This window comes from Psychroserpens sp. XS_ASV72 (genome assembly GCF_041224425.1).
GTDB lineage: Bacteria > Bacteroidota > Bacteroidia > Flavobacteriales > Flavobacteriaceae > Psychroserpens.
This window is the reverse complement of record NZ_JBGFGL010000085.1, coordinates 143,189-166,522: the sequence shown is the minus strand read 5'-3', so window position 1 is coordinate 166,522 and position 23,334 is coordinate 143,189. Positions and strand designations below refer to the sequence as shown.

Sequence of the window (23,334 nt, the reverse complement as noted above, 5' to 3'; positions counted from 1 at the left end):
GGATAACAAAGAGTATTTTTGTGACAAAAGTCACCTTTTAAGAATCTATGTTAATGACTTGCTCTATTTGAGGCGCATACTTTTTTATAGTCATCTCAACGCCAGATTTCAATGTCATTTGATTTACACTACAACCAACACAAGCACCTTGTAATTGTACCTTTACCAATTTATCATCCTCAATGGATAACAATGAAATGTCGCCACCGTCGCTTTGTAAAAACGGACGAATTTCATCCAAGGCCTTTTCAACATTAAGTCTTAATTCTTCTGTACTCATTTATTTCTTATTTACTGCTGAGCAACCAGCCATCGTGGTTATTTTAATTGCTTCCGTTGGAGGAAGGTTTTCATTTCGTCTCACAACTTCCTGAACCACATTTTGAGTTAATTTTTCAAATGCTTGTTCTATAGGTGTTGCGGTTTGCAAAGCTGCTGGACGACCAACGTCACCAGCTTCCCTGATACTTTGTACCAATGGCAACTCACCCAAGAATGGCACGTTTAAATCTTCTGAAAGATGCTTCGCACCTTGCTTCCCAAAAATATAGTATTTGTTATCAGGAAGTTCTTCAGGTGTAAAGTAAGCCATATTTTCGATAATACCTAATACTGGTACATTGATGCTCTCTTGCTGGAACATCGCTACGCCTTTTTTGGCATCGGCAAGCGCGACGTTCTGAGGTGTACTCACCACGACCGCACCAGTAATCGGCAAGGACTGCATGATACTCAAGTGAATATCTCCTGTACCTGGAGGTAAATCCAATAACAAGAAATCTAATTCTCCCCAAGCCGCATCAAAAATCATTTGATTTAAGGCTTTTGCTGCCATTGGACCACGCCAAACTACAGCTTGATCAGGTTTTGTAAAAAACCCAATAGATAAAATCTTGACACCGTAATTTTCAACGGGACGCATTTTCGATTTTCCATCGACATTGACTGCAATAGGTCGCTCTAACTCTACGTCATACATAATTGGCATCGATGGCCCATAAATATCAGCATCGAGAATACCAACATTAAAGCCCATTTTAGCTAAAGTCACACCAATGTTAGCCGTTACTGTAGATTTTCCAACACCTCCTTTTCCTGAAGCTACAGCAATGATATTTTGAATGCCAGGAATTGGTTTCCCTTTTATTTCATTCTTTGTTGATTTAGCAGGAGCTTCTACTTTAATGTTGACTTTTATTTTAGCTTTTTCATAGACCTTGTCATGAATGGTTTTTAAAATCTCAACTTCTGTTTTTTTCTTGGCTTGCAAACTTGGGTTCTTTATCGTAACATCTACAACCACTTCATCTGCAAAGGTCATAACATTAGTTACAGCACCACTTTCAACCATATTTTGCCCTTCACCAGGAACTGTGATGGTTTCAAGAGCCTTAAGTATATCTTGTTTATTTAATTTCATATAAATCTGTTCATCATTTTATGATTCTAGTTAAGAATCATTCTAAATGCAAAGATACTCAATAAACACATAAGATTAAAGGGAAAGAATTACTATTCACAATGATTATATTACAGTAGTTTATAGATAGTTAGATAATTTATTTCTATCTTGTTGAAACAACCAACGATCATGAAACAACTTTACATTTTAATTCTACTGTTTGTCCCTTTCTTCGCTCTTAACGCACAAATTATTGATATTCCAGATCCTAACTTTAAGAATGCTTTGGTAAATACGAATTGTGTTGATGCTGATGGAAACGGCTCTTTTGAATCGGATGCAGACACCAACGATGATGGTGAAATCACCTTGACCGAAGCACTAGCTATTTCACATTTAAGAATAAGGCAGAATTCCATAGTTTCATTAAATGGTATTGAGAACTTTACAAATTTAGTCCACTTGGATTGTAGCTGGAATGAGTTGACAACCTTAGATATAAGTGCTTTAGCAACCAACCTTGAAGAATTTTATTGTAGTGGTAATCTACTAACACCATTTAATTTTAATGCCTTGATAAATCTAACTAGATTAGAGTGCAGCACTATGCAATTAACTGAGCTAGATGTAAGTGCCTTAACAAATCTCAAATCTCTGCATTGTGGTGGTAATCTACTGACTGAACTAGATGTAAGTGCTTTAGGTAATCTCGAACATCTGTCTTGTAGCGGTAATCAACTCACAGAATTAAACATTAGTAACTTAACAAGTTTAATATCTCTGGGTTGTTCTAATAATCAATTAAGTATTCTTGACATTAGCGCTACTGAAAATCTTTGGTACTTGGATTGTTTTTCCAATCAACTTAGCAGTATAAATTTTGGAAACAATACAAACTTAGACACTGTTTATTGCTTTGATAATCAATTGACATCCCTTGACGTAAGTACATCAGCATATATTTCTGAATTAGATTGCAGTAACAATCCAAATTTAACATCAATAGCATTAGGGACTTCAATTGGATATCTTACCCTTAATTATACAGGATTAATTGAAGTTGATTTCATTAACACACATATAGACTATCTTAACCTTAGAAACAATGCCAATCTAACCTATGTTCAGTTAGGGTATTTAGATTATTATAATTATCACTCTTATGCTGTTACTGATAATCCTGTACTAGAAACGATTTCTTTTAAAAATGGCGTTACTCAGTTAACTGGTATTGATTATGATTCTGGCAGTTATAACATATGTAATAACCCTAATCTAAGGTATGTTTGTGCAGATGAATCTGAAATACATGGTTATACCTACATTAATGCCGCTATGGAAGAGATTGATGTTGAAGGCATTCAAGATTTGGTCAACAATTGTGGTTATACAAATGTAGTGGTTAACGCTTACTGCTCATTCACTCCAGGAGGTGACTATTACACAATTGAAGGTAATACGATTCTAGACATAGACAATAATGGCTGTGATGTAAACGATGTGATTTTTCCTTATTTAAATCTAACAATTACTGGCGGTTCTGACTCTGGAAGTTTTATTTCTAATGCGTCAGGATATTACTATATTCCTGTTTCTGCTGTTTATGGTTCACACACCTTAACTCCAACACTTGAAAATCCAGATTATTTTACAGTGTCTCCCTCTAGTATTTCAGTAGATTTCCCGACAGATACAAGTCCGTATCTTCAAGATTTTTGCATCACTCCTAATGGCGCTTTTAATGATTTAGAAATCACTCTGATTCCTATCAACGAAGCACGTCCTGGTTTTGATGCTAATTATAAGATCGTATACAAGAATAAAGGCACAACTACCTTATCTGGAGACATCGATTTTGGTTTTCAAGACGACGTCATGGATTATGTATCGGCAGCACCTCCCAACGAATCTGGACTTACTGATTTACTGAGCTGGAGTTTTACTGACTTAGCGCCACTTGAAAGTCGCGAAATTCTGTTAACCATGAATCTGAACTCACCAATGGAAAACCCTCCATTAAATGGTGATGAACAGTTGTCCTTTATTGCGTCACTCAGTATTTCTGAAACCGATGAAACACCTGATGACAATACGTTTGAACTACAGCAAACCGTTGTCAATTCTTTTGACCCTAACGATAAAACCTGTCTCGAGGGAAGCACCATAACTCCAGAACAGGTTGGTGAGTTTGTACACTATAGAATTCGATTTGAAAATACTGGTACAGCTGATGCTGTCAATATCGTTGTCAAGGATCATATCGACAGAACAAAGTATGACCTGTCCAGCCTTGTCCCTGTGGATTCTAGCCATGACTTTGTGGCTAGGATTACTGATAGTGGTGCCGACTACTATGTAGAGTTCATTTTTGAGAATATCAATTTGCCGTTCGATGACGCCAACAACGATGGCTATGTGGTATTCAAAATAAGGACTTTGGATTCCTTGGTTTTGGGAGATACATTTGAGAACGAGGCTGAGATCTATTTCGATTTCAACTTTCCTATTATTACCAATGAAGCTCAGACCACAGTAGCTACTTTAAGTACTGAAGCGTTTGCATATGAAAACGAAATGTTGTTATATCCAAATCCGACTTCTGGAATATTGAATATAGAAACCAATGACATTATTAAACATGTCTGCATCTATGATCTATCAGGAAGAATTGTTCAGGAAATTTCCGTACTTGGGTCTAAATCGAATCTCGAAATAACTACAGAACCATTTTCTTCAGGAACCTATTTCATTAAGGTCAGAACCATAAAAGGTGAAACTGTAAGAAAGTTTATTAAGGATTAGTCCAAAAAATTTTTATTATCAATTTTTAATTTGTTCTTGCCCCTTTACTTTTAAATATGCAATGAGATTCTGAACAAGTTCAGAATGACGTCATTTTCATAACTCTTTAGCTGGATCCCAAAATAGTGCATCGAAATCTTGGACTTGGTTTTCAACCACCTTTACGCCTTCATTTTCCAAAAGTTGCTGCATCAAATTTGTACCATCAAAGTGATGCTTTCCTGTTAACAATCCGTTGCGGTTAACCACGCGATGGGCTGGCACTTCCTTCCCTTCAGAAGCATTCATGGCATAACCAACCATTCTGGCGCTACGTTTGGCACCTAAATAATTGGCAATAGCTCCATAACTAGTCACTCTTCCGTAGGGAATCAATCGAGCAATATCATAAACTTTGTCGAAAAAATTAAGAGTTTCTGGTTTCATACTACAACTCCATTAAAATGTTAATCAACGTCACAGTAGCCACGATTCCTGTAATGGTTCCAATGGTATAATTCATGCTTTTTTGGGATGTAAACTTCTTGTCTTTGATCTTATCGAAAAAGAAAATATAGACATAGAGCATCACAAAGGTTCCCATTACTGCTCCAGTTACATAAGTTATGATGCTAATCTTATCAAAAGCGAACCAACCGAAAGAGGCAATAGTAATGGTCATATAAGCCTGATACGGAATGGGAAACACATTGATAGCCGACAAAAACATGCCTTGAAAAAAGCGACTATACTTGCTTTTTGCTTCTGTATCTATTTCAGGTTTTGTAGTGTTTTTTGCAAGTAGCAGAAAATAAATCGTAATGAGTACAAAAATCACAAAGGCGACACGTTGTAAAATCTCTACGACATCTTGATGGTTGCTTAAGTAACGTGCAAACATGGTTGCTATATAGGTTTGCAAAAAGACAATCACGCAAACACCTATAGAAAATACAATACCACGACTATAGCCGTCCTTTAAACTTATTTTCGCCGCTGTCATATTAAGCAGACCTGGAGGAATGACTCCAATAAGCGCAATGATCAATCCTAAAAAGAAGATGACAGTAATGTTCAAAATCTACTTAATTTTAAACCTAATATACGTAATTGCTTTGTTTTGTTCTAAATATTGTGACTCATAAAAGGTTTGAATACTGGTTACTTCTTCTGGACTTCCCTCTAATTTATACACATCGTGATTGGCGTATAGAACTTCGTGCCCTTCACCATGCAAGAGCCCAAGCGTATAACCATGCATGAATTCACTATCGGTTTTAAGGTTTACAGTTCCTTCTGGTTTCAAAATAGTTTTATAGCGTTTTAAAAACTCGGTATTGGTCATTCTATGTTTAGTACGCTTGTATTTTATTTGTGGATCTGGAAAGGTAATCCAAATTTCATCCACCTCATTTTCTGCAAAAGCCTGCTCAACCAATTCAATTTGGATTCTTAAAAACGCTACATTGGTCATATCATTTTCAACAGCTGTTTTGGCACCTCTCCAAAAGCGAGCACCTTTAATATCAATGCCGATAAAATTCTTCTCGGGATATTTTTCAGCCATAGCCACTGTATATTCACCTTTTCCACAACCTAATTCGAGTACGATTGGATTTTCATTTTTAAAAAAAGCAGATTTCCAACGGCCTCTAAATTCAAAGGTATGATCTAACAACGTTTCTCTTGAAGGTTGAATCACATTTGAAAAGGTCTCGTTTTCCCTAAAACGCTTTAACTTGTTTTTACTTCCCACGACTTAATTTAATGTTTTGGCAAAATTAAGTAAACATATTAGTTTTATCTTTGTCGTTTATGGTTTTTCGAAAGCGAATATTAGTTGCTCCTTTAAATTGGGGATTGGGTCATGCTACGAGATGCATTCCACTTATCAAGGCCTTACAAGACTTAGGTCATGAACCTGTTATTGCCAGTGACGGTGTTGCCTTAGCTTTGTTGGAAAAGGAATTCCCTGAATTGGAAACCATTGCCTTACCATCATATGATATAAAGTATGCTAAAAACGGACAGTTTTTTAAGTTCAAAATGCTTCAAAACTCTCCAAAATTGGTCAATGCAATAAAGTCTGAACGAAAAACGGTTAACAACATCGTAAAAGACAAACAGATTGATGGTATCATTTCAGATAATAGATTGGGCGTTTATAATAAAAATGTGCCTTCTGTATTCATTACACATCAGCTCAAGGTACTTAGCGGGAATACAACTTGGTTAAGCACTAAAATGCATCAAAAAATCATTAAGCGCTTCAATGAATGTTGGGTGCCAGATAATATTGGTGAAGACAATTTAAGCGGTAAACTTGGTCACACAGAAGTTCAAGGTATTCCTGTTAAATATATAGGTCCGTTAAGCCGTTTCAATAAAACTGAGCGTCCATTAAAATATGATTTAATGGTATTGCTTTCAGGTCCTGAACCTCAACGAACCATGCTGGAGCATGTCTTATTGGACAAGCTAAAATCTTTTGATGGCAACATTGTTTTTGTTAAAGGAAAAGTGGATGGATCATCTGAGAAACAGACTGAAGGGCAAATGGATATTTATAATTACATGACCAGTCACACTTTGGAAAATGCACTCAACGAAAGTAAGTTTATTTTGTCTCGCTCTGGTTATACAACTGTTATGGATTTAGCCAAATTGCAAAAAAAGGCATTTTTTATTCCGACACCTGGACAATTTGAACAAGAGTATTTAGCAAAACGTTTATCAAAGTTAGGACATGTGTTGAGTTGTAAGCAAAATGATTTTTCAGTTGACAAACTTGCCAATATTGAAGACACTAAAGGACTTAGTTCAATGAATTATACTACTAATTACAAAAAATTATTCAGCCTTTTCCAAAGTGAATGAAAACTCACTTCCCACGCCTAATTCACTTTCGACATAGATTTTTTCGTCATGCGCTTCAATGATATGCTTAACAATTGAAAGTCCGAGCCCAGAACCACCTTCTTTTCTTGATCCACTTTTATCAACCCTAAAGAAACGTTCAAATAAACGTGTAAGGTTTTCTTCTGAAATGCCTTCACCATTATCTGTAACCCTTACAATGACTTTATTTTTGATAAGATTTTCAATGCTAATTTCAGTGGTGCCTTTTTTTCGTCCGTATTTAATAGAGTTAACCACTAAATTGGTTAAGACTTGTTGAATACGTTCCTTATCAGCAGACACCAAAATAGGCTCGTTGTAATCCATATCGAAGGTTAGTGTGATTTTTTTCTTGGCTGCTTTCATTTCCAACAGATCAAAAACACTTTCAACCAATTCGACAATATTGAAAGTTTCAACATTCAGCCTTAAATCACCAACCTCTAATTTGGTAATCATATCTAAATCTTTAACGATATAAATTAGACGCTCTAACCCTTTGTTGGCTCTTTTCAAGTATTTCTCACTGACTCTTTCGTCATGCATCGCTCCATCAAGTAAAGTCAACAAATAACCATGCACAGTAAATAAAGGTGTTTTCAGTTCATGTGAGACATTTCCTAAAAATTCTTTTCGATATTCTTCCCTTACCTTAAGCGTTTCAATTTCAAGTTTCTTATCCTTGGCATATTTATCAATTTCTTGAGTCAAAGTTGCCATATCGGTTGTAATAGGCTGTTTTCTGAGTGACGTAGATTCCAACAGAGTTAAATCGTCATAGATTTTCTTAACACGTCTGTAGATAAAGCGTTCAACCCTGTACTGAATGACAATAAACGATAGTATGTATGTGAACACCGCAAATGAAACAATATACAAGACATTAATGGAATGCAGTAAATACAAAAAAACACTCGATAAGAGCGTTAAAAAAATGGTGATGTACAAAGAAGTTCTAAATGCGAACTTGTACGTTTTTTTTAATTTATTTTGCATCAATCGACAAACTTATACCCAACCCCTTTAACGGTTTTAAAGCTTTTGTCTCCGATTTTTTCTCTTAGTTTCCGAATGTGAACATCGATGGTTCGCCCACCAACAACGACTTCATTTCCCCAAACCTTGTCGAGAATTTCCTCGCGTTTAAAAACTTTACCAGGTTTTGTTGCCAACAAAGATAACAATTCGAATTCTTTTCGAGGAAGAATGATTTCCTCTCCTTTGTAAGCTATTTTATATTCTTCGCGGTTAATGACCAAATTTCCTATTTTAAGGATATTCTCTGAAGCATCTTCTTCTTTTAGACGTCTTAGAAGAGCCTTGACTTTACTCACCAATACTTTAGGTTTGATCGGTTTGGTGATATAATCGTCTGCACCTGCATCAAAACCTGCCATTTGGGAATAGTCTTCACCACGAGCTGTTAAAAAGGTAATGATGGTATTGGATAAATCTGGAACTTTTCTAATCTGCTCACATGCCTCGATACCATCCATTTCAGGCATCATGACATCCAATATTATAAGGTGTGGTTTTTCTTTCTTTGCTTTTTTAACAGCTTCAATACCATTTTCAGCGGTAATAATTTGATATCCTTCGGTTGATAAATTATATCCAACAATCTCTAAAATATCTGGTTCATCATCAACTAAAAGGATTTTAATATCTCTTTTTTTCATAATAACATATGGACTCCGTTTAGTCAGAGTTTTCAAAATATAATGTAAAGATAGGATTAATAACAAAAAATCATGATTTGTAGAAATATAAATAACATTAAGTTAACCTTAATTTTGATGTTAGTAAACACATGTCATCTAAAATACACGACATGAAAAAAATTGGTATAACTTTTGAGGATTTATTGAAGATATAATATCTAAATGTATTGGTCATGAGAAATACAATTATCTTTTTAATGCTTTCCTTATCATTGGTGGTTTCTACTTATGGCGCTTCTTTTGTAGAAGAAAATAAGCCTTTGTTGCTTGAGTCTGAGAACAAGCTTAGCATTTATCCAAATCCTGTTTATGATGGAAAAGTTTATATCGTTTCAGATCAACCTTCACAAAAAAACATTGAAATTTTTGATGTTTTAGGAAAACCTGTCTTAAGTGCTGTCCTATTGGGCAAAGAGCTTGACGTTAGAAAATTGCCTCCAGGTGTATACATACTTAAAATTGAGGAAGGTAAAATTTCAACTACCAGAAAACTGATAATTAAGTAGTTATATTTTAATATTATCATATTGTAAAATAAGAGTTTATCATAACTTTAATTAGTGAATGCTCTTAAATCTTGCTATATTTGTGTGCAATATTTATTTCAATCTAATTATTTTAATTATGAAAAAACTTTACTTTTTAATAGCAACTTTATTTGTTGCTTCTATGTCTTTTGCTCAAGACTTAGTTATAACAGGGATTATTGATGGTCCTCTTCCTGGAGGGTTTCCAAAAGGCCTTGAATTGTATGTTGTAAACGACATCCCAGACTTAAGTGTTTATGGTATCGAGAGAGCAGGTAATGGAAATGCTTCTACAGGTGTTGAAACTTACACGTTTCCTGCAGACGCTTATACTGCTGGTGATTTTATTTATATTTCTCCTGAAACACCTGGATTTGCCCAATACCTCGGAATCAATCCAACGTATGAAGTGACTGGCGGAGAATTAAACAATAATGGTGATGATGTTGTTATTTTATATGCCAACGGATCAGTTAGTGATGTCATAGGTGTGCCTGGTGTAGATGGAACTGGTGAGACTTGGGAATATCTTGATGGTTGGGCTTATAGAGTTGATGGTTTTGGTCCTAATGCTACTTTTACAGATTCTGAGTGGACGTTTAGTGGTATCAATGCCTTAGATGGTTGTGACCTTGCAGATGATACTGGAACTAATGCTGGTTGTCCTTCGATGTTCCCAATAGGCACTTATTCACCTTCAGTTAATACTGATCCTACAATTACTATTACAACTCCATTTGACACAGAAGCTTTCCCTTCAGGAACAAGTTCCGTAGACGTTGAGTGGACCGTTGCAAATGCTCCTGGAGCAACTGTAAATATAACGGTTACACTTAATGGTGGTGCTCCAAATACGTCTAATGGTGTTTCAAGCCCATTTCCAGTCGGACCATTATCTGACGGAGATTCTGTAGCGGTTAGTATTGAATTAGTTGATGGAAGTGTTTTAGATACTGACATGGTTAGCTTTAGTGTTGAATATCCTTGTGACATTCAAGTTGGTACTATTACAGCAACTTGTGATGCTATTACTCCAAGCTCAATGGATCCTTATTCAGTAACTATTGAATATACTGGTGGTGGCACTACTATGTATACTATTGATACTGGAGGTGTTGGCACTGTTGGTGGCGATGACCCTTCAAGTGTAGCAGATGGTACTATTACCATTACTGGCATTACTGAAGGTACTGACTTTGTTGTTACTTTTACTGGAAACCCAATGGACAGTAGCTGCGATTTTACAAGAAACATCAGCAGTCCTGATTGTGATCCTCAGTTGGCATTGCCTCTATACGAAGGTTTCAATTATACTGAAACCACACAACTTATCGATGCTGCAAATTGGACTAACATCTCAGATAGCTTTGATGAAGTTTTGATTGGTGGTCCTGGTGGATTAACATATCCTAACCTAGCGGATTCTAATCAAACTGGAAACCACGTGACTTTTGATGGTGGAGGAAGTGATCCAGCAATCGAATTTACAGAAGTTACAAGTGGTACATTATATGCTTCTTTCTTAATTAATGTTACTGCAAACGATTTACAAACAACACCTGGTTACTTTGCTGTATTAGGTAATTTTGATGCTAGACTTTGGACAGTTCCTGTGTTACCTCCTTCTGCTCAAGGTGGTGCAGGTCAATATCAAATAGGTATTTCCAATGTAAATACTGCTCCAAGTGGTGCTGAATTAGACCCAACAATTTTAACAACAGGTGCAACTGTATTTGTTGTTATGAGTTATAGTTTAGATGATGGCACTATCAATACTTGGGTCAACCCAAGTGATGCTAGTTTTGGTGCTGGATCTGCTCCTGCAGCTACGGCAACTTCTGCTGAAGTTGGTGATATTGTTACTGGAATGAACCAATTTGTAATTAGACAAGATTCAACTGGTGAAACGCCATTTGTTTTATTTGATGAATTAAGATTAGGTACGTCATGGGCTCAAGTAACTCCAACTACGCTTTCTACGGAAGAGTTTACTGCGAATAGCTTTAAGATTTATCCTAATCCAACTTCTCTAGGCTATGTAAATATCAAAAGCGCAAATGGAGCAACGACTTCAGTAGCTGTTTACGACATCTTAGGCAAAGAAATGATTAATACTGAAGTAACCAATGAACAATTGAATGTTTCAGAATTAAACTCAGGGGTTTATATCATGAAAATAACCCAAAACAATGCTTCCGTAACTAAGAAGCTAATTATTAAGTAAACATTTTTCGTTTCAGATATTAAAAGCGCTGCCTTATAGGCAGCGCTTTTTGTTTTTCCTACTTTTGTAACCATGATAAACCATCAGGATATTTTTTCTATTTCTTCTGAAAATGAATTTCATGACATGGCCATGAAGGTATTTCAATTTCAATTTGAAAATAATCCTGTGTATCGCTCATTCTGTGATTTACTATATAAGCATCCAAGCGATATAACTAAGCTTGAGGACATTCCGTTTTTACCAATTCAATTTTTCAAAAGTCATCAAGTAGTAAGCTCAAAAGACCCTATCCAAGACATTTTTTCAAGTAGCGGAACCACAGGAAGTACTACAAGTAAACATTATGTAACCGATTTAGAGCTCTACAAAACAAGTTTCAGAAACGCCTTCAAGAACTTTTATGGCGCCATTGAAGATTATGTAGTATTAGCTTTGCTTCCTAATTATTTGGAACGCGAAGGCTCTTCTCTAATTTTTATGGTGAATGATTTGATTCAACAATCTAAACATCCTGAAAGCGGATTTTATCTCGACAACATTTCAGAATTAAAAGACCATCTTAGCCTATTGGATTCACAAAACAAAAAAACACTACTTATTGGAGTGTCCTTTGCCCTTTTAGATTTAGTGGAATTAAATAGGTTCAATCTAAAAAACACCATCGTTATGGAAACCGGTGGAATGAAAGGCAGAAGAAAAGAAATGGTTCGTGAAGAATTACACCAAGTTCTAAAAAAAGGATTTGGTGTGAATGCTATCCATAGCGAATATGGCATGACCGAATTACTCAGTCAAGCCTATTCTAAAGGAAACGGTCTCTTTGAATGCCCAAATTGGATGCGTATCATTACGCGCGAACCAGAAGATGCTTTTTCTTTACAAAAACCACTGAAAACAGGAGGCGTAAATGTCATTGATTTGGCAAACATAAATTCCTGTTCATTCATTGCAACACAAGATTTAGGTCGTGTAAATATAGATGGCTCATTTGAAATCATAGGTCGTTTTGATTCCAGTGATATTAGAGGTTGTAATTTAATGGTACTTTAACATTTTGTCGTGAAAGTTTGCCAATTAGTTTACGACAAAATTTAAGAAGCTAAGATTTTTGGAAGTTTGAAATATTCTATGAAAAAGAAAGATTAGCTTCGAGAATAGTTGGTTGGTTAATGTTAAACGCCTCATCAAATGATGAGGCGTTTATATTTATATAACTTTAATAATGTAAGTGTTTTTCTTCCCTTTATTTATAATGAGATACTTATCATTGATCAAATCGTCTTCCGATAGATTATAATCTTCCTGCACCTTTTCCTTGTTAACAGAAATGGCATTCTCCTTTAATGCACGACGAGCCTCACCATTGGAACTTAAAAAGTTAGTCTTAGCAGACAAGGCACCAATCATGTCTAAATTTTCAAATTCTGATTTATTTAATTCCGCTAATGGAACACCTTCAAACACGTCTAAGAAAGTCTTTTCATCCAAGGTTTTGATATCCGATTTGAAGCTTTTACTAAAAAGAATGTTCGAAGCTCTTTCAGCATTTTCGAAATCTGATTTTGAATGTACCATCGTTGTCATCTCTTGAGCCAATCGTTTCTGTAAACCGCGTAAGTGAGGTTCTACTTGATGTGATTTTACAATATCTTCTATTTCCTCTTTCGTCAAAAAGGTGAAGATCTTGATATATTTTTCAGCATCTTCATCACTAGAATTCAACCAATATTGATAAAATTTATAAGGTGACGTTCTTTCGGCATCCAACCACACATTGCCGCCTTCTGACTTTCCAAACTTAGAGCCATCACTTTTTGTAATCAACGGACACGTTATGGCATAACCCTTTCCTTGTGAAATTCGTCTGATCAACTCGGTTCCTGTTGTAATATTTCCCCATTGATCACTTCCTCCCATTTGAAGTGTAGAATTATGAGACTTGTATAGATGTAAAAAATCGTAACCCTGTACAAGTTGGTATGTGAATTCTGTAAACGACATACCATCTGTAGATTCTGAAGAAATCCTATTTTTTACAGAATCCTTGGCCATCATGTAGTTTACGGTTATATGTTTACCAACATCACGAATAAAATCCAAGAATGAAAACGCTTTCATCCAATCGTAGTTATTCACCAATATTGCCGCATTGGAAGCATTACTCTCAAAATCGAGAAAATGTCCCAATTGTTTTTTGATAGCTTCTTGGTTATGACGTAAGGTCTGTTCATCAAGCAAATTTCTTTCGCTTGATTTACCAGAAGGATCACCAATCATTCCCGTAGCACCACCAACCAAAGCAATAGGTTTATGTCCACATCTCTGATAGTGAGCCAATAACATTATAGGAACCAAATTACCTATATGAAGTGAATCTGCAGTAGGATCAAATCCTACATAAGCAGTACGCATTTCTTCCATTAAATGCTCTTCAACTCCTGGCATCGTTTGATGAACCATACCTCGCCATTCCAATTCCTCGACAAAATTCTTTATCATAACCTAAAATTCAAATATTGGCAAAGATATATGTATGCGTCAAAAGAAAAAAGCCTAATTTTATAAAATGATTCTAGTAACTGGTGGTACAGGTTTGGTAGGCTCACATTTGCTTTACAAGCTTATTAGTGATGGCGAAAAAGTAAGGGCAATTTATAGAAGATCTCATACGCTTGAACGCGTACAACATGTCTTTTCATATTATACTGATAATCACGAATCACTTTTCAATAAAATAGAATGGGTCGAAGCTGATCTCAACAATGTACCTGCATTACAAGAGGCATTTATCGGCATAGATTATGTATACCACTGTGCGGCATTTGTAAGTTTTGAACCTAATAAATATCATAGATTAAGAAAAGTAAATATTGAGGGAACCGCCAACATTGTGAATCTTTGTATTTCAAATCATGTTAAAAAATTATGTTATGTAAGTTCCATAGCTGCCATTGGTCATCCTATGAATCCTGAACAAAAAATCACTGAAGATACCGAATGGAATCCTGAAGAAGACAATAGTGTGTATGCCATAACCAAATATGGAGCAGAAATTGAAGCATGGAGAGGCACACAGGAAGGTGTTCCAACCGTAATTGTTAATCCTGGAATTGTCCTAGGTCCTGGTTATTGGAAAGGTGGTAGTAGTGGCAATTTATTTCGGCTCATACATAATGGCTTAAATTATTATACCACAGGAACAACAGGTTACGTTGATGTATGGAATGTGACTGATATCATGGTCAATCTTATGAACAGCACTATCATAAATGAGCGATTTATATTAGTTTCAGAAAACCTTTCCTTTAAAACCTTTCAAGAGAAAGTAGCAGACACATTAAACGTTTCTCCTGCTCAAAAAAAGGCCAGTAAACTTTTGTTAGAACTTGGTTGGCGTATGGATTGGTTGAACCACAAGTTATTTGGAAAACGAAGAAAACTCTCTAAACAATTGGTTAAGTCAATGAGAACAAAAACCATTTATGACAACACTAAGCTCGTATCGGCTTTGCAATTTACCTATACGTCAATCGACACATCCATTGAAAAAGTGTGCAGGTATTTTAATATGGATTTTCCTCGTTCCTAGTTTTCAATTCCTTTTTATAAGGCTTATTCTTAATGATGGTGTCTCCAAGCTTTCTTATGGAATCTAGTCGGTTTTTACGACGGTCTTCTTCTTTTTCAATAGCTTTTTCAAGGGCTTGTTTCTTGTTTTGAATCTTCGCTTCGACCTGATTTATAATATCTTCATAAACTTTGATATCATAAGCGTAATATTCATTGCTTTTCACGAATTGCATGCTGTCAATTTGATGCTTTTCGTAAATGTATCGATCTGGTGTCACCTTATTCTTTTCTAATAGTCGCCTATCCGTTGCTTTGGCTGCATTTAGAACAAACATATCATAAAGAATATCAACCATCTTTCCTTTTGATATGAGATTATCTGGCTTTTTTGGTCTTTCAACTTGATCACATGAAACCAAAATACTAATACAACAAACTATTATTACGAGACGAATCATGATCTGTTAAACGTTAATCGTTGGCCTGCTTTAACATTTAAAATCTTAAAATTATTATACACCAAAACACCGTTGACAAATGTATGGGTGACTCTAGACTTAAATGTTGTTCCTTCAAACGGAGACCATCCACATTTATATAAAATATTTTCTTTTTTAACGGTCCAAGGGTTGTTGATATCCAAAACAACCAAATCGGCAAAATAGCCAGGTTTGATATAGCCTCTTTTTTCCACATCAAACAAAATGGAAGGATTATGGCACATCTTCTCAACAATTTTTTCCAAAGAAATCTTTCCTCTATGATAAGCTTCAACCATTGCGACCATAGCATGCTGTACCAAAGGTCCTCCAGAAGGTGCTTTAGTATATACATTATTCTTTTCTTCCAAAGTATGTGGGGCGTGATCTGTTGCAATTACATCTATTCTATCATCTAACAATGCTTTCCAAAGCTGGTCTCTGTCTTTTGTAGTCTTTACTGCTGGATTCCATTTAATTAAAGAACCTTTAGCATCATAATCTTCATCACTAAACCATAAATGGTGAATGCAAACCTCACTAGTAATTTTCTTATCCTTTAACGGGATTTTATTTGAAAACAATTTTGTTTCCTTTCCTGTAGATAAATGAAACACATGTAAACGAGCTCCTGTCTTTTTTGCTAGCTCAATGGCTTTGGAAGACGATATATAACAAGCCTCTTCACTTCTAATTATTGGATGTTTGCTTATTGGAATGTCATCTCCGTAAACTTTGATGTGCTCCTGAAGATTCTTTTGTATTGTGGCTTCATCCTCACAGTGTACAGAAATCACCATTTTGGTGCTACAAAAAATCTTTTCCAACACCTTTGGATTATCAACCAACATATTTCCCGTTGAAGATCCTAGAAACAACTTTAAACCAGCCACCGACTTAGAATCAACTTTTAAAATTTCTTCTAAATTGTCGTTGGTACCTCCAAACATAAAGGAGTAGTTGGCATAAGAGGTTTTAGAAGCTATATCAAATTTATGTTCCAATTCCTCAATAGTTGTAGTTTGTGGATTGGTATTGGGCATTTCTATAAAAGAAGTAATGCCTCCTGCGATTGCAGCTCTTGACTCCGTTTCAATGGTTGCCTTATGTGTTAGTCCTGGCTCTCTAAAATGAACCTGATCGTCAATAGCGCCTGGAAACACATAATTACCCTCTACATCAATAATCGTAACATCTGCAGATTTTGCGCTTATTGAATCAGCGACTTCCTTTATGATATCATCTTCAATTAATATGTCCCCTTCAAGGATTTTTCCTTCATTTACAATTCTAGCATTTTTTATTAAGGTCGTTTTTCTCATGGGTTAAAGACTAATGACTATGTTTTATTAAAAATACTTTTCAACTTCATATTGATGACTCCAAAGATAGCTTCAGAAATAATACTTCCGCTCATTTTTGATTTTCCTTTTGTTCTATCAGTAAAAACAACGGGAACCTCAACTATTTTAAACTTTTTTAAGTAGGCCTTAAATTTCATTTCAATCTGAAAGGCATACCCAACAAATTTAATATTATCTAAGTCAATGGCTTCTAATACTTTTCTTTTATAGCACACAAAACCTGCTGTGGTATCGTGAATTTTCATGCGCGTTATGAGTCTCACATATTTTGATGCGAAATACGATAATAACACGCGACTCATGGGCCAGTTTACTACATTTACACCTACTACGTATCTAGATCCGATGGACATATCTGCACCTTTAACAGCACATGCATTATAAAGATAAACCAAATCGTTTGGGTCATGCGAAAAATCGGCATCCATTTCAAATATAAAATTGTAATGTTTTTTCAAACACCACTTAAAACCATCAATGTATGCTGAACCTAAACCTGTCTTATGCTTTCGTTGCAACAAAAACAGTCTTCCATTGAATTCATCTTGTAACTCCTTAACTTTTAAAGCTGTTAAATCAGGTGAATTATCATCGACTATTAAGATATCAAATTCCTTTTTCTGACCAAAAACAGCCCTAACAATGGCTTCTATGTTTTCAATCTCATTATAGGTTGGTATAATGATTATAGCGTCACGCATTTATTTCTATAAGCTTAAGTTAGGTACAGCAAATGTAAGTTTTTAAACGATTAATCTAATATCAAAAATCATAAACAATGTTAATCTTGTTTACAATAATATTTTATTCATACTTCTTACAACGTGAAAATTTCTTCATAATTTTACGGTATGCTTAGAGAGGTGATATCTAATGATTGGTTTACATCATTTTTAATCTTCGGACTAACTTTGGTTACTGTCTGCAAGTATTTATTTTCAAAGCGTTTTAACGATTTCATTGCCGTTATTGGGAACTCAAAATACTTAAAGATTTATGCTAGAGATCAAAAATTCATTGACGGCTTTGATGCTTTATTGTTTTTGAATCTAATAATCTCTGTTTCTGTTTTTTCATATTTAATTTATGCAAAGTCAGTCCATCCCACAGATTTTGATTTAGGGCAATTCTTTAAACTGGTCTTTGGTGTCGGTGTCCTTTTTTTAATTAAAGTACTTTTAGAACGCTTAATTGGTAGTCTTTTTGAAATTGACAACATCATTGATTCTTACCTGTTTCAAAAAACTACTTACAAGAATTACTCTGGACTTATTCTCTTAATTGCCAATTGTATTTTGATTTATTCGATTGCTCCAACAAAAGCTTTGATTTACGTATCTATCGGACTCATTGTTTTAATTAATATTGTTGGATTTATTAGCTCGTTTAAAAATTATCAAAAGTTATTATTAAGCAACTTATTCTATTTTATTTTGTATCTTTGCGCTCTTGAAATTGGACCCTATCTAATTTTATATAAGATAATTAAAGATTTTAACGCCTAAAATACGTTAGTGGATATGACGAAAGTGAAAACGATTTTAGTATCTCAACCTGAACCTAAGATTGAGAATTCTCCTTATTTTGACCTACAAGAAAAACAAAAAGTAAAAATTGATTTCAGACCTTTTATACATGTTGAAGGTGTCGAGGCTAAGGATATTAGACAACAAAAAGTCGATCTTTCAAAATATACTGCTATTATCTTAACTAGTAGAAACTCTGTAGATCATTTCTTTAGAGTAGCAGAGGAAATGCGATTTAAGGTTCCAGATACAATGAAGTACTTTTGTCAGTCTGAAGCTGTTGCTTTCTATCTCCAAAAATACGTGGTGTACAGAAAACGAAAAATCTATGTTGGTAAACGTACTTTTGCCGATTTGTCTCCACTAATTAAAAAATATAAGGACGAAAACTTCTTGCTACCTACTACTGACAAGTTAAAACCTGAGGTTCCTGAAATCTTAGATAACCTTGGTGTAAAATGGAAACAAGCTATTTTTTATAAGACCGTAATCAGTGATTTATCCGATTTGGCTAATGTTTATTATGACATTTTAGTGTTCTTTAGTCCATCTGGTATAGAGTCTTTGTTCCATAATTTTCCAGATTTCAAACAAAACAATACACGTATCGCTGTTTTTGGCAATACAACCATCAAAGCAGTAGAGTCTCACGGATTGAGAGTTGATATTTCAGCTCCAACCCCTGAAACCCCTTCTATGACTATGGCTTTGGAAAAGTACATTGAAAAAGTTAATAAAGGAAAATAGTAATTCTTAACACATAAAAAAAAGCGATTTCAGTTTGAAATCGCTTTTTTTATTCTACTATTAAAAGTTGTACCGTTGTGGCCCTCCTCTTCTAATTTCCTCATTCGCAAATTCTTCAAATTTTTTGAAGTTATCTCTAAAGGCATTTGCTAATTTAAATGCTGTAGTATAATATGCCTTATCATCGTTCCATGTGGTTCTGGGACTTAAAACTTCTTTAGGAACTCCTGGGCAAGATCTTGGTTGCGCCACTCCAAACACAGAATGGATATGATAATCATCGTAATTATACAATCCTAAATCACCATTCAGAACTGCATTAATCATAGCACGTGTGTATTTCAATTTCATACGAGAACCTACTCCGTAAGAACCTCCTGTCCATCCAGTATTAACCAACCAAACATTGACACCTGCATCTTTCATTTTTTTGCTCAGCATTTCAGCATAAACCGTTGGATGCAATGGCATGAACGGTTCTCCAAAACAGGCTGAGAACGATGGCACAGGTTCTGTGATTCCTGCTTCGGTTCCTGCTACTTTTGCGGTATAGCCTGAAATGAAATGATAGGCTGCTTGACTAGGTGTCAACTTTGAAATTGGAGGCAGCACACCAAAGGCGTCACAGGTAAGGAAGAAAATGTTCTTCGGATTGCTGGCATAAGATGGTTGTTGGATATTGTCAATATGGTAAATCGGATAGCTCACACGTGTGTTCTGGGTAATACTGCTATCCATATAATCAACCTCGCCATTGTCTTTGAAAATGACATTCTCCAAGATAGCACCTGGCTTGATGGCTCTATAGATGTCTGGTTCTTTTTCTTCAGTAAGGTCGATTACCTTGGCATAGCAACCACCCTCGAAGTTGAAGATACTATTCTCTGCTGTCCAACCATGTTCATCGTCACCGATCAGTTTTCGGTTAGGATCTGCTGACAAAGTTGTTTTTCCAGTTCCGGAAAGGCCAAAGAAAATAGCTGTGTCGCCATCCTCTCCAACATTGGCAGAACAGTGCATTGGCAATACGCTTTTCTCCACTGGAAGGATCATGTTAAGCGCAGAGAAAATACCTTTCTTCATCTCTCCTGTATAAGCTGAACCACCAACGAGCGCAATTTTCTTGGTGAAGTTTAAGATGGAAAAATTACCTTGTCTTAGTCCATAGTTATCTGGTTCAGGACAAACATAACCTGGAGCACATAAAACGAGCCACTCTTCCTTAAAATTTTCAAGTTCCTTATCATCAGGTCTTAAAAACATATTATAAACAAACATGTTGGACCATGGATATTCAGAAATCGTCCTTACATTCATTTTATATTTTGGGTCTGCACAAACATAGCCATCTCTCACATAGATTTCCTTTTCGCTGAGATAGTTTTCAACCTCAGACTGTAAGGCATCAAAATGTTCTGGTGAGATAGGTTTGTTAGTTTTTCCCCACCAAACACGATCAGACGTATAATCGTCTTTCACCAAGAATCGGTCTTGAGGAGATCGTCCAGTGAACTTCCCTGTATTGATGGCAAGTGTCCCGTTGGCAGTTTCTTTTCCCATGCCTTTTTCCAAGGTGATTTCCTGAAGCCTTTTTGGAGATAATTGGTAGTGTGCTGTGGCATTTTTAATACCATAATTGTCTAACGCAATCGTTTTCGTAGTTTGTGTATGGTTTACCATAATTTGTGTTTCTAGATTTATCTGCAAAATTACACAATATTTTAAAGTAGCCTCTTTATTTTAGAATTTATCAGCCTTCAGTTTTAAAAAGTTTATCAACAATAATCCCCATGCTAGAATCAATAACAATCCACCTATTGGAGTAATAAAACCAATGGTCTTAAAATCAAATCCGGACAACTCATTCGTAGATAAACCATAAATTGAACCAGAGAAAAAAACAAGTCCGACAACTACTAAATAAAAAATAATTCGCTTGGTTTTTACTGAAAGGACATTGACGCTCCCTAAGAAAAAAAGAAAGAAAGCATGATACATTTGGAACCTTACTCCTGTTTCAAATGTTTGCATAGCATTTTCAGAAATTAATGGTTTTAAGCCATGAGCAGCGAAAGCTCCTAACACAATGGCGAGTAACCCTATCAATGTTCCAGTGGCAAAAATAGCTTTGTTCATATTAATGTAGTTTTGGTTTTAATAACCCTTAGTATTTAGTAAATTCGTCGCTACAAAACTACTCAACAAAACCCATTATGCGAAAGATTTTAGTTATTGGTGCAGGAAAATCGGCATCATTCCTTATAAAATACCTACTCGAAAAATCCAACAAAGAAGACTTACATATTATTGTTGGTGATATCAATATCCAAAATGCAAGAAAGCTAGTAAGTGACCATGAAAACGGACAAGCTATTACCTTAGATATTTTCAGTAATCAATCCAGAAAAGATGCTATTGAAAATGCTGATATTGTAGTGTCTATGTTACCTGCTCGATATCACATTGAAGTTGCTAAAGATTGTATTACCTACGGAAAACATATGGTGACCGCTTCGTATGTAAGCAATGAAATGGAAGATCTTGATAAGGCAGCCAAAAATAAAGGCTTGGTGTTTATGAATGAAATTGGCGTTGATCCAGGTATTGACCACATGAGTGCCATGAAAGTCATTGATGAGATTCGATCCAAAGGAGGTAAAATGAAACTTTTTGAATCCTTTACTGGTGGATTGGTAGCTCCAGAAAGCGACAATAACCTATGGAATTATAAATTCACTTGGAATCCTAGAAATGTGGTACTGGCAGGACAAGGTAGTGCTGCAAAATTCCTTCAGGAAGGTACTTATAAATACATTCCTTATCATCGTTTGTTTAGACGAACCGAATTCTTGGAAATTGAAGGGTATGGACGCTTTGAGGCTTATGCCAATAGAGATTCCTTAAAATACCAAAGTGCATACGGCATGGAAAACATCAAAACCTTATATCGTGGCACTATGCGTCGTGTTGGTTTTAGTCGCGCTTGGAATGTTTTTGTTCAATTGGGAATGACCGATGACAGTTATCATCTTGAAGATAGTGAAAACATGAGCTATCGTGATTTTGTGAATGCCTTCTTGCCTTATAGTCATACAGATTCAGTAGAATTGAAGTTTAGACACCAACTTAAGATTGATCAAGATGATATTGTTTGGGACAAACTTGAAGAGCTAGACATATTTAGTGATACCAAAAAGGTGGAGCTCAAAAATGCTACTCCAGCACAGATTCTTCAGAAGATTCTAATGGATAGCTGGATGTTGGAAGATGATGACAAGGATATGATAGTGATGTACCACAAATTTGGCTATGAACTCACTGGCAAAATGCATCAGATAGATTCTACTATGGTGGTTAAAGGTGAAGACCAAACCTATACTGCCATGGCTAAAACCGTTGGTTTACCAGTTGCTATGGCAACACTGGCCATCTTAAATGAAAAGATTACAACTCCTGGTGTACAAATTCCAATTTATAAAGAAGTTTATGAACCTATTTTAGAGGAGTTGAAAAACTATGGAATAGAATTTACCGAAAAGGATGTGCCTTATTTAGGCTATAACCCATTAAATGTGTAATAATATTTCTTAGGTTTGTAAATCCCTTGTTATGAAAACAGTAAATCAAAATATTCAGATAGACGGTATTGATAAAAAAATACTTCGTGCCTTAATGTCTGATGCCAGAACACCTATTTTAGAAATTGCACGACAAGTTGGTATTTCTGGAGCTGCTATTCATCAACGCTTACGTAAACTGGAAAAATCAAAACTGATTTCGGGTTCTAAATTTGTGATCAACCCTAAGGTTTTGGGTTACACAACGATGGCTTTTATAGGCATTTACCTCGATAAGGCTATTAGCAATCCGGAAGCTGTGAAACAGTTGAAGAAAATTCCTGAAGTATTGGAATGTCACTACACTACAGGAAACTGGAGTATTTTTATAAAAATCCTTTGTAAGGATAATGAACATTTAATGCAGGTGCTCAATCGCGATATCCAATCTATTACAGGTGTTTCAAGAACTGAAACTTTTATTTCCTTAGACCAACAAATAGAGCGACAAATTAAGATCTAAAAAAAAAGCATC

Annotated in this window: 23 protein-coding genes; 10 read left to right on the top strand and 13 right to left on the bottom strand. The window is 35.4% G+C overall.

Annotation, left to right across the window (positions count from 1 at the left end):
• Positions 1–37: 37 nt before the first annotated feature.
• Positions 38–280, bottom strand: a complete 243-nt coding sequence (locus AB9K26_RS14335) for a NifU family protein (RefSeq protein ID WP_369973257.1) — start codon at positions 278–280, stop codon at positions 38–40.
• Positions 281–1,420 carry a P-loop NTPase gene (locus tag AB9K26_RS14330; protein WP_369973256.1) on the bottom strand — a complete coding sequence of 380 codons (1,140 nt, stop codon included), beginning with the start codon at positions 1,418–1,420 and terminating at the stop codon, positions 281–283.
• Positions 1,421–1,591: 171 nt separating this feature from the next.
• On the opposite strand from AB9K26_RS14330, the gene AB9K26_RS14325 reads away from it, so the two are divergent.
• On the top strand, positions 1,592–4,204 hold the full coding sequence (locus AB9K26_RS14325) for a T9SS type A sorting domain-containing protein (protein WP_369973255.1): 2,613 nt from the start codon (positions 1,592–1,594) through the stop codon (positions 4,202–4,204).
• Positions 4,205–4,300: 96 nt separating this feature from the next.
• Here AB9K26_RS14325 and AB9K26_RS14320 read toward each other — a convergent pair whose 3' ends face one another.
• From AB9K26_RS14320 to trmB, 3 genes are read right to left on the bottom strand one after another with little or no spacing between them, the layout of a single operon-like run.
• A complete protein-coding gene (locus tag AB9K26_RS14320) occupies positions 4,301–4,630 on the bottom strand; it encodes an MGMT family protein (protein ID WP_369973254.1) in 330 nt (109 codons plus the stop codon).
• Position 4,631: 1 nt separating this feature from the next.
• On the bottom strand, positions 4,632–5,261 hold the full coding sequence (locus AB9K26_RS14315) for a LysE family transporter (RefSeq protein WP_369973253.1): 630 nt from the start codon (positions 5,259–5,261) through the stop codon (positions 4,632–4,634).
• Between the two features lie 3 nt (positions 5,262–5,264).
• Complete coding sequence (gene trmB, locus AB9K26_RS14310; protein WP_369973252.1) at positions 5,265–5,939, bottom strand: tRNA (guanosine(46)-N7)-methyltransferase TrmB; 675 nt, start codon at positions 5,937–5,939, stop codon at positions 5,265–5,267.
• 59 nt (positions 5,940–5,998) lie between these two features.
• On the opposite strand from trmB, the gene AB9K26_RS14305 reads away from it, so the two are divergent.
• Positions 5,999–7,060: a glycosyltransferase gene (locus AB9K26_RS14305; RefSeq protein WP_369973251.1), complete on the top strand. Its 1,062-nt coding sequence runs from the start codon at positions 5,999–6,001 to the stop codon at positions 7,058–7,060.
• Here AB9K26_RS14305 and AB9K26_RS14300 read toward each other — a convergent pair.
• The gene (locus tag AB9K26_RS14300; RefSeq protein ID WP_369973250.1) at positions 7,034–8,077 is read right to left on the bottom strand and encodes a sensor histidine kinase; all 1,044 of its coding nucleotides are present in this window, start codon (positions 8,075–8,077) and stop codon (positions 7,034–7,036) included. The two genes, AB9K26_RS14305 and AB9K26_RS14300, sit on opposite strands and share 27 nt — an antisense overlap.
• On the bottom strand, positions 8,077–8,760 hold the full coding sequence (locus AB9K26_RS14295; RefSeq protein WP_369973249.1) for a response regulator transcription factor: 684 nt from the start codon (positions 8,758–8,760) through the stop codon (positions 8,077–8,079). Before AB9K26_RS14295 ends, AB9K26_RS14300 begins: the two co-directional genes overlap by 1 nt.
• 215 nt (positions 8,761–8,975) lie before the next feature.
• On the opposite strand from AB9K26_RS14295, the gene AB9K26_RS14290 reads away from it, so the two are divergent.
• The 3 genes from AB9K26_RS14290 (at position 8,976) to AB9K26_RS14280 (ending at position 12,606) form a co-directional block, all read left to right on the top strand.
• A complete protein-coding gene (locus tag AB9K26_RS14290; RefSeq protein WP_369973248.1) occupies positions 8,976–9,308 on the top strand; it encodes a T9SS type A sorting domain-containing protein in 333 nt (110 codons plus the stop codon).
• Positions 9,309–9,426: 118 nt separating this feature from the next.
• Positions 9,427–11,553 (top strand): T9SS type A sorting domain-containing protein, encoded by a 2,127-nt coding sequence (locus AB9K26_RS14285; protein ID WP_369973247.1) that lies wholly within the window; start codon positions 9,427–9,429, stop codon positions 11,551–11,553.
• Positions 11,554–11,625: 72 nt separating this feature from the next.
• Positions 11,626–12,606, top strand: a complete 981-nt coding sequence (locus tag AB9K26_RS14280) for an acyl transferase (RefSeq protein ID WP_369973246.1) — start codon at positions 11,626–11,628, stop codon at positions 12,604–12,606.
• A 156-nt stretch (positions 12,607–12,762) separates the two neighbouring features.
• Here the strand turns inward: AB9K26_RS14280 and tyrS are convergent, their stop codons facing one another.
• On the bottom strand, positions 12,763–14,055 hold the full coding sequence (tyrS, locus tag AB9K26_RS14275) for a tyrosine--tRNA ligase (protein ID WP_369973245.1): 1,293 nt from the start codon (positions 14,053–14,055) through the stop codon (positions 12,763–12,765).
• Positions 14,056–14,122: 67 nt separating this feature from the next.
• Here tyrS and AB9K26_RS14270 point away from each other — a divergent pair, with 67 nt between their 5' ends.
• The gene (locus tag AB9K26_RS14270) at positions 14,123–15,145 is read left to right on the top strand and encodes an NAD-dependent epimerase/dehydratase family protein (protein WP_369973244.1); all 1,023 of its coding nucleotides are present in this window, start codon (positions 14,123–14,125) and stop codon (positions 15,143–15,145) included.
• On the opposite strand, the gene AB9K26_RS14265 is transcribed toward AB9K26_RS14270, so the two are convergent.
• The 3 genes from AB9K26_RS14265 to AB9K26_RS14255 are packed head-to-tail and all read right to left on the bottom strand — an operon-like array spanning position 15,120 to position 17,670.
• Positions 15,120–15,584 (bottom strand): DUF4296 domain-containing protein, encoded by a 465-nt coding sequence (locus tag AB9K26_RS14265; protein ID WP_369973243.1) that lies wholly within the window; start codon positions 15,582–15,584, stop codon positions 15,120–15,122. The genes AB9K26_RS14270 and AB9K26_RS14265 overlap by 26 nt on opposite strands.
• A complete protein-coding gene (locus AB9K26_RS14260) occupies positions 15,581–16,927 on the bottom strand; it encodes a dihydroorotase (RefSeq protein WP_369973242.1) in 1,347 nt (448 codons plus the stop codon). Before AB9K26_RS14260 ends, AB9K26_RS14265 begins: the two co-directional genes overlap by 4 nt.
• A gap of 17 nt (positions 16,928–16,944) precedes the next feature.
• Positions 16,945–17,670, bottom strand: a complete 726-nt coding sequence (locus tag AB9K26_RS14255) for a polyprenol monophosphomannose synthase (RefSeq protein ID WP_369973241.1) — start codon at positions 17,668–17,670, stop codon at positions 16,945–16,947.
• A 150-nt stretch (positions 17,671–17,820) separates the two neighbouring features.
• Here AB9K26_RS14255 and AB9K26_RS14250 point away from each other — a divergent pair, with 150 nt between their 5' ends.
• Positions 17,821–18,474, top strand: a complete 654-nt coding sequence (locus AB9K26_RS14250) for a DUF4271 domain-containing protein (protein WP_369973240.1) — start codon at positions 17,821–17,823, stop codon at positions 18,472–18,474.
• 15 nt (positions 18,475–18,489) lie between these two features.
• Positions 18,490–19,242, top strand: a complete 753-nt coding sequence (locus tag AB9K26_RS14245; protein WP_369973239.1) for a uroporphyrinogen-III synthase — start codon at positions 18,490–18,492, stop codon at positions 19,240–19,242.
• Between the two features lie 60 nt (positions 19,243–19,302).
• Here the strand turns inward: AB9K26_RS14245 and pckA are convergent, their stop codons facing one another.
• On the bottom strand, positions 19,303–20,922 hold the full coding sequence (gene pckA, locus AB9K26_RS14240; protein ID WP_369973238.1) for a phosphoenolpyruvate carboxykinase (ATP): 1,620 nt from the start codon (positions 20,920–20,922) through the stop codon (positions 19,303–19,305).
• Positions 20,923–20,982: 60 nt separating this feature from the next.
• Positions 20,983–21,378, bottom strand: a complete 396-nt coding sequence (locus AB9K26_RS14235) for a DUF423 domain-containing protein (protein ID WP_369973237.1) — start codon at positions 21,376–21,378, stop codon at positions 20,983–20,985.
• 77 nt (positions 21,379–21,455) lie between these two features.
• Here AB9K26_RS14235 and AB9K26_RS14230 point away from each other — a divergent pair, with 77 nt between their 5' ends.
• Together AB9K26_RS14230 and AB9K26_RS14225 are read left to right on the top strand one after the other, a co-directional pair.
• The gene (locus AB9K26_RS14230) at positions 21,456–22,820 is read left to right on the top strand and encodes a saccharopine dehydrogenase family protein (RefSeq protein ID WP_369973236.1); all 1,365 of its coding nucleotides are present in this window, start codon (positions 21,456–21,458) and stop codon (positions 22,818–22,820) included.
• A gap of 31 nt (positions 22,821–22,851) precedes the next feature.
• Positions 22,852–23,322, top strand: coding sequence for an Lrp/AsnC ligand binding domain-containing protein (locus AB9K26_RS14225; protein ID WP_369973235.1), 471 nt, complete (start codon positions 22,852–22,854; stop codon positions 23,320–23,322).
• Positions 23,323–23,334 lie beyond the last annotated feature (12 nt).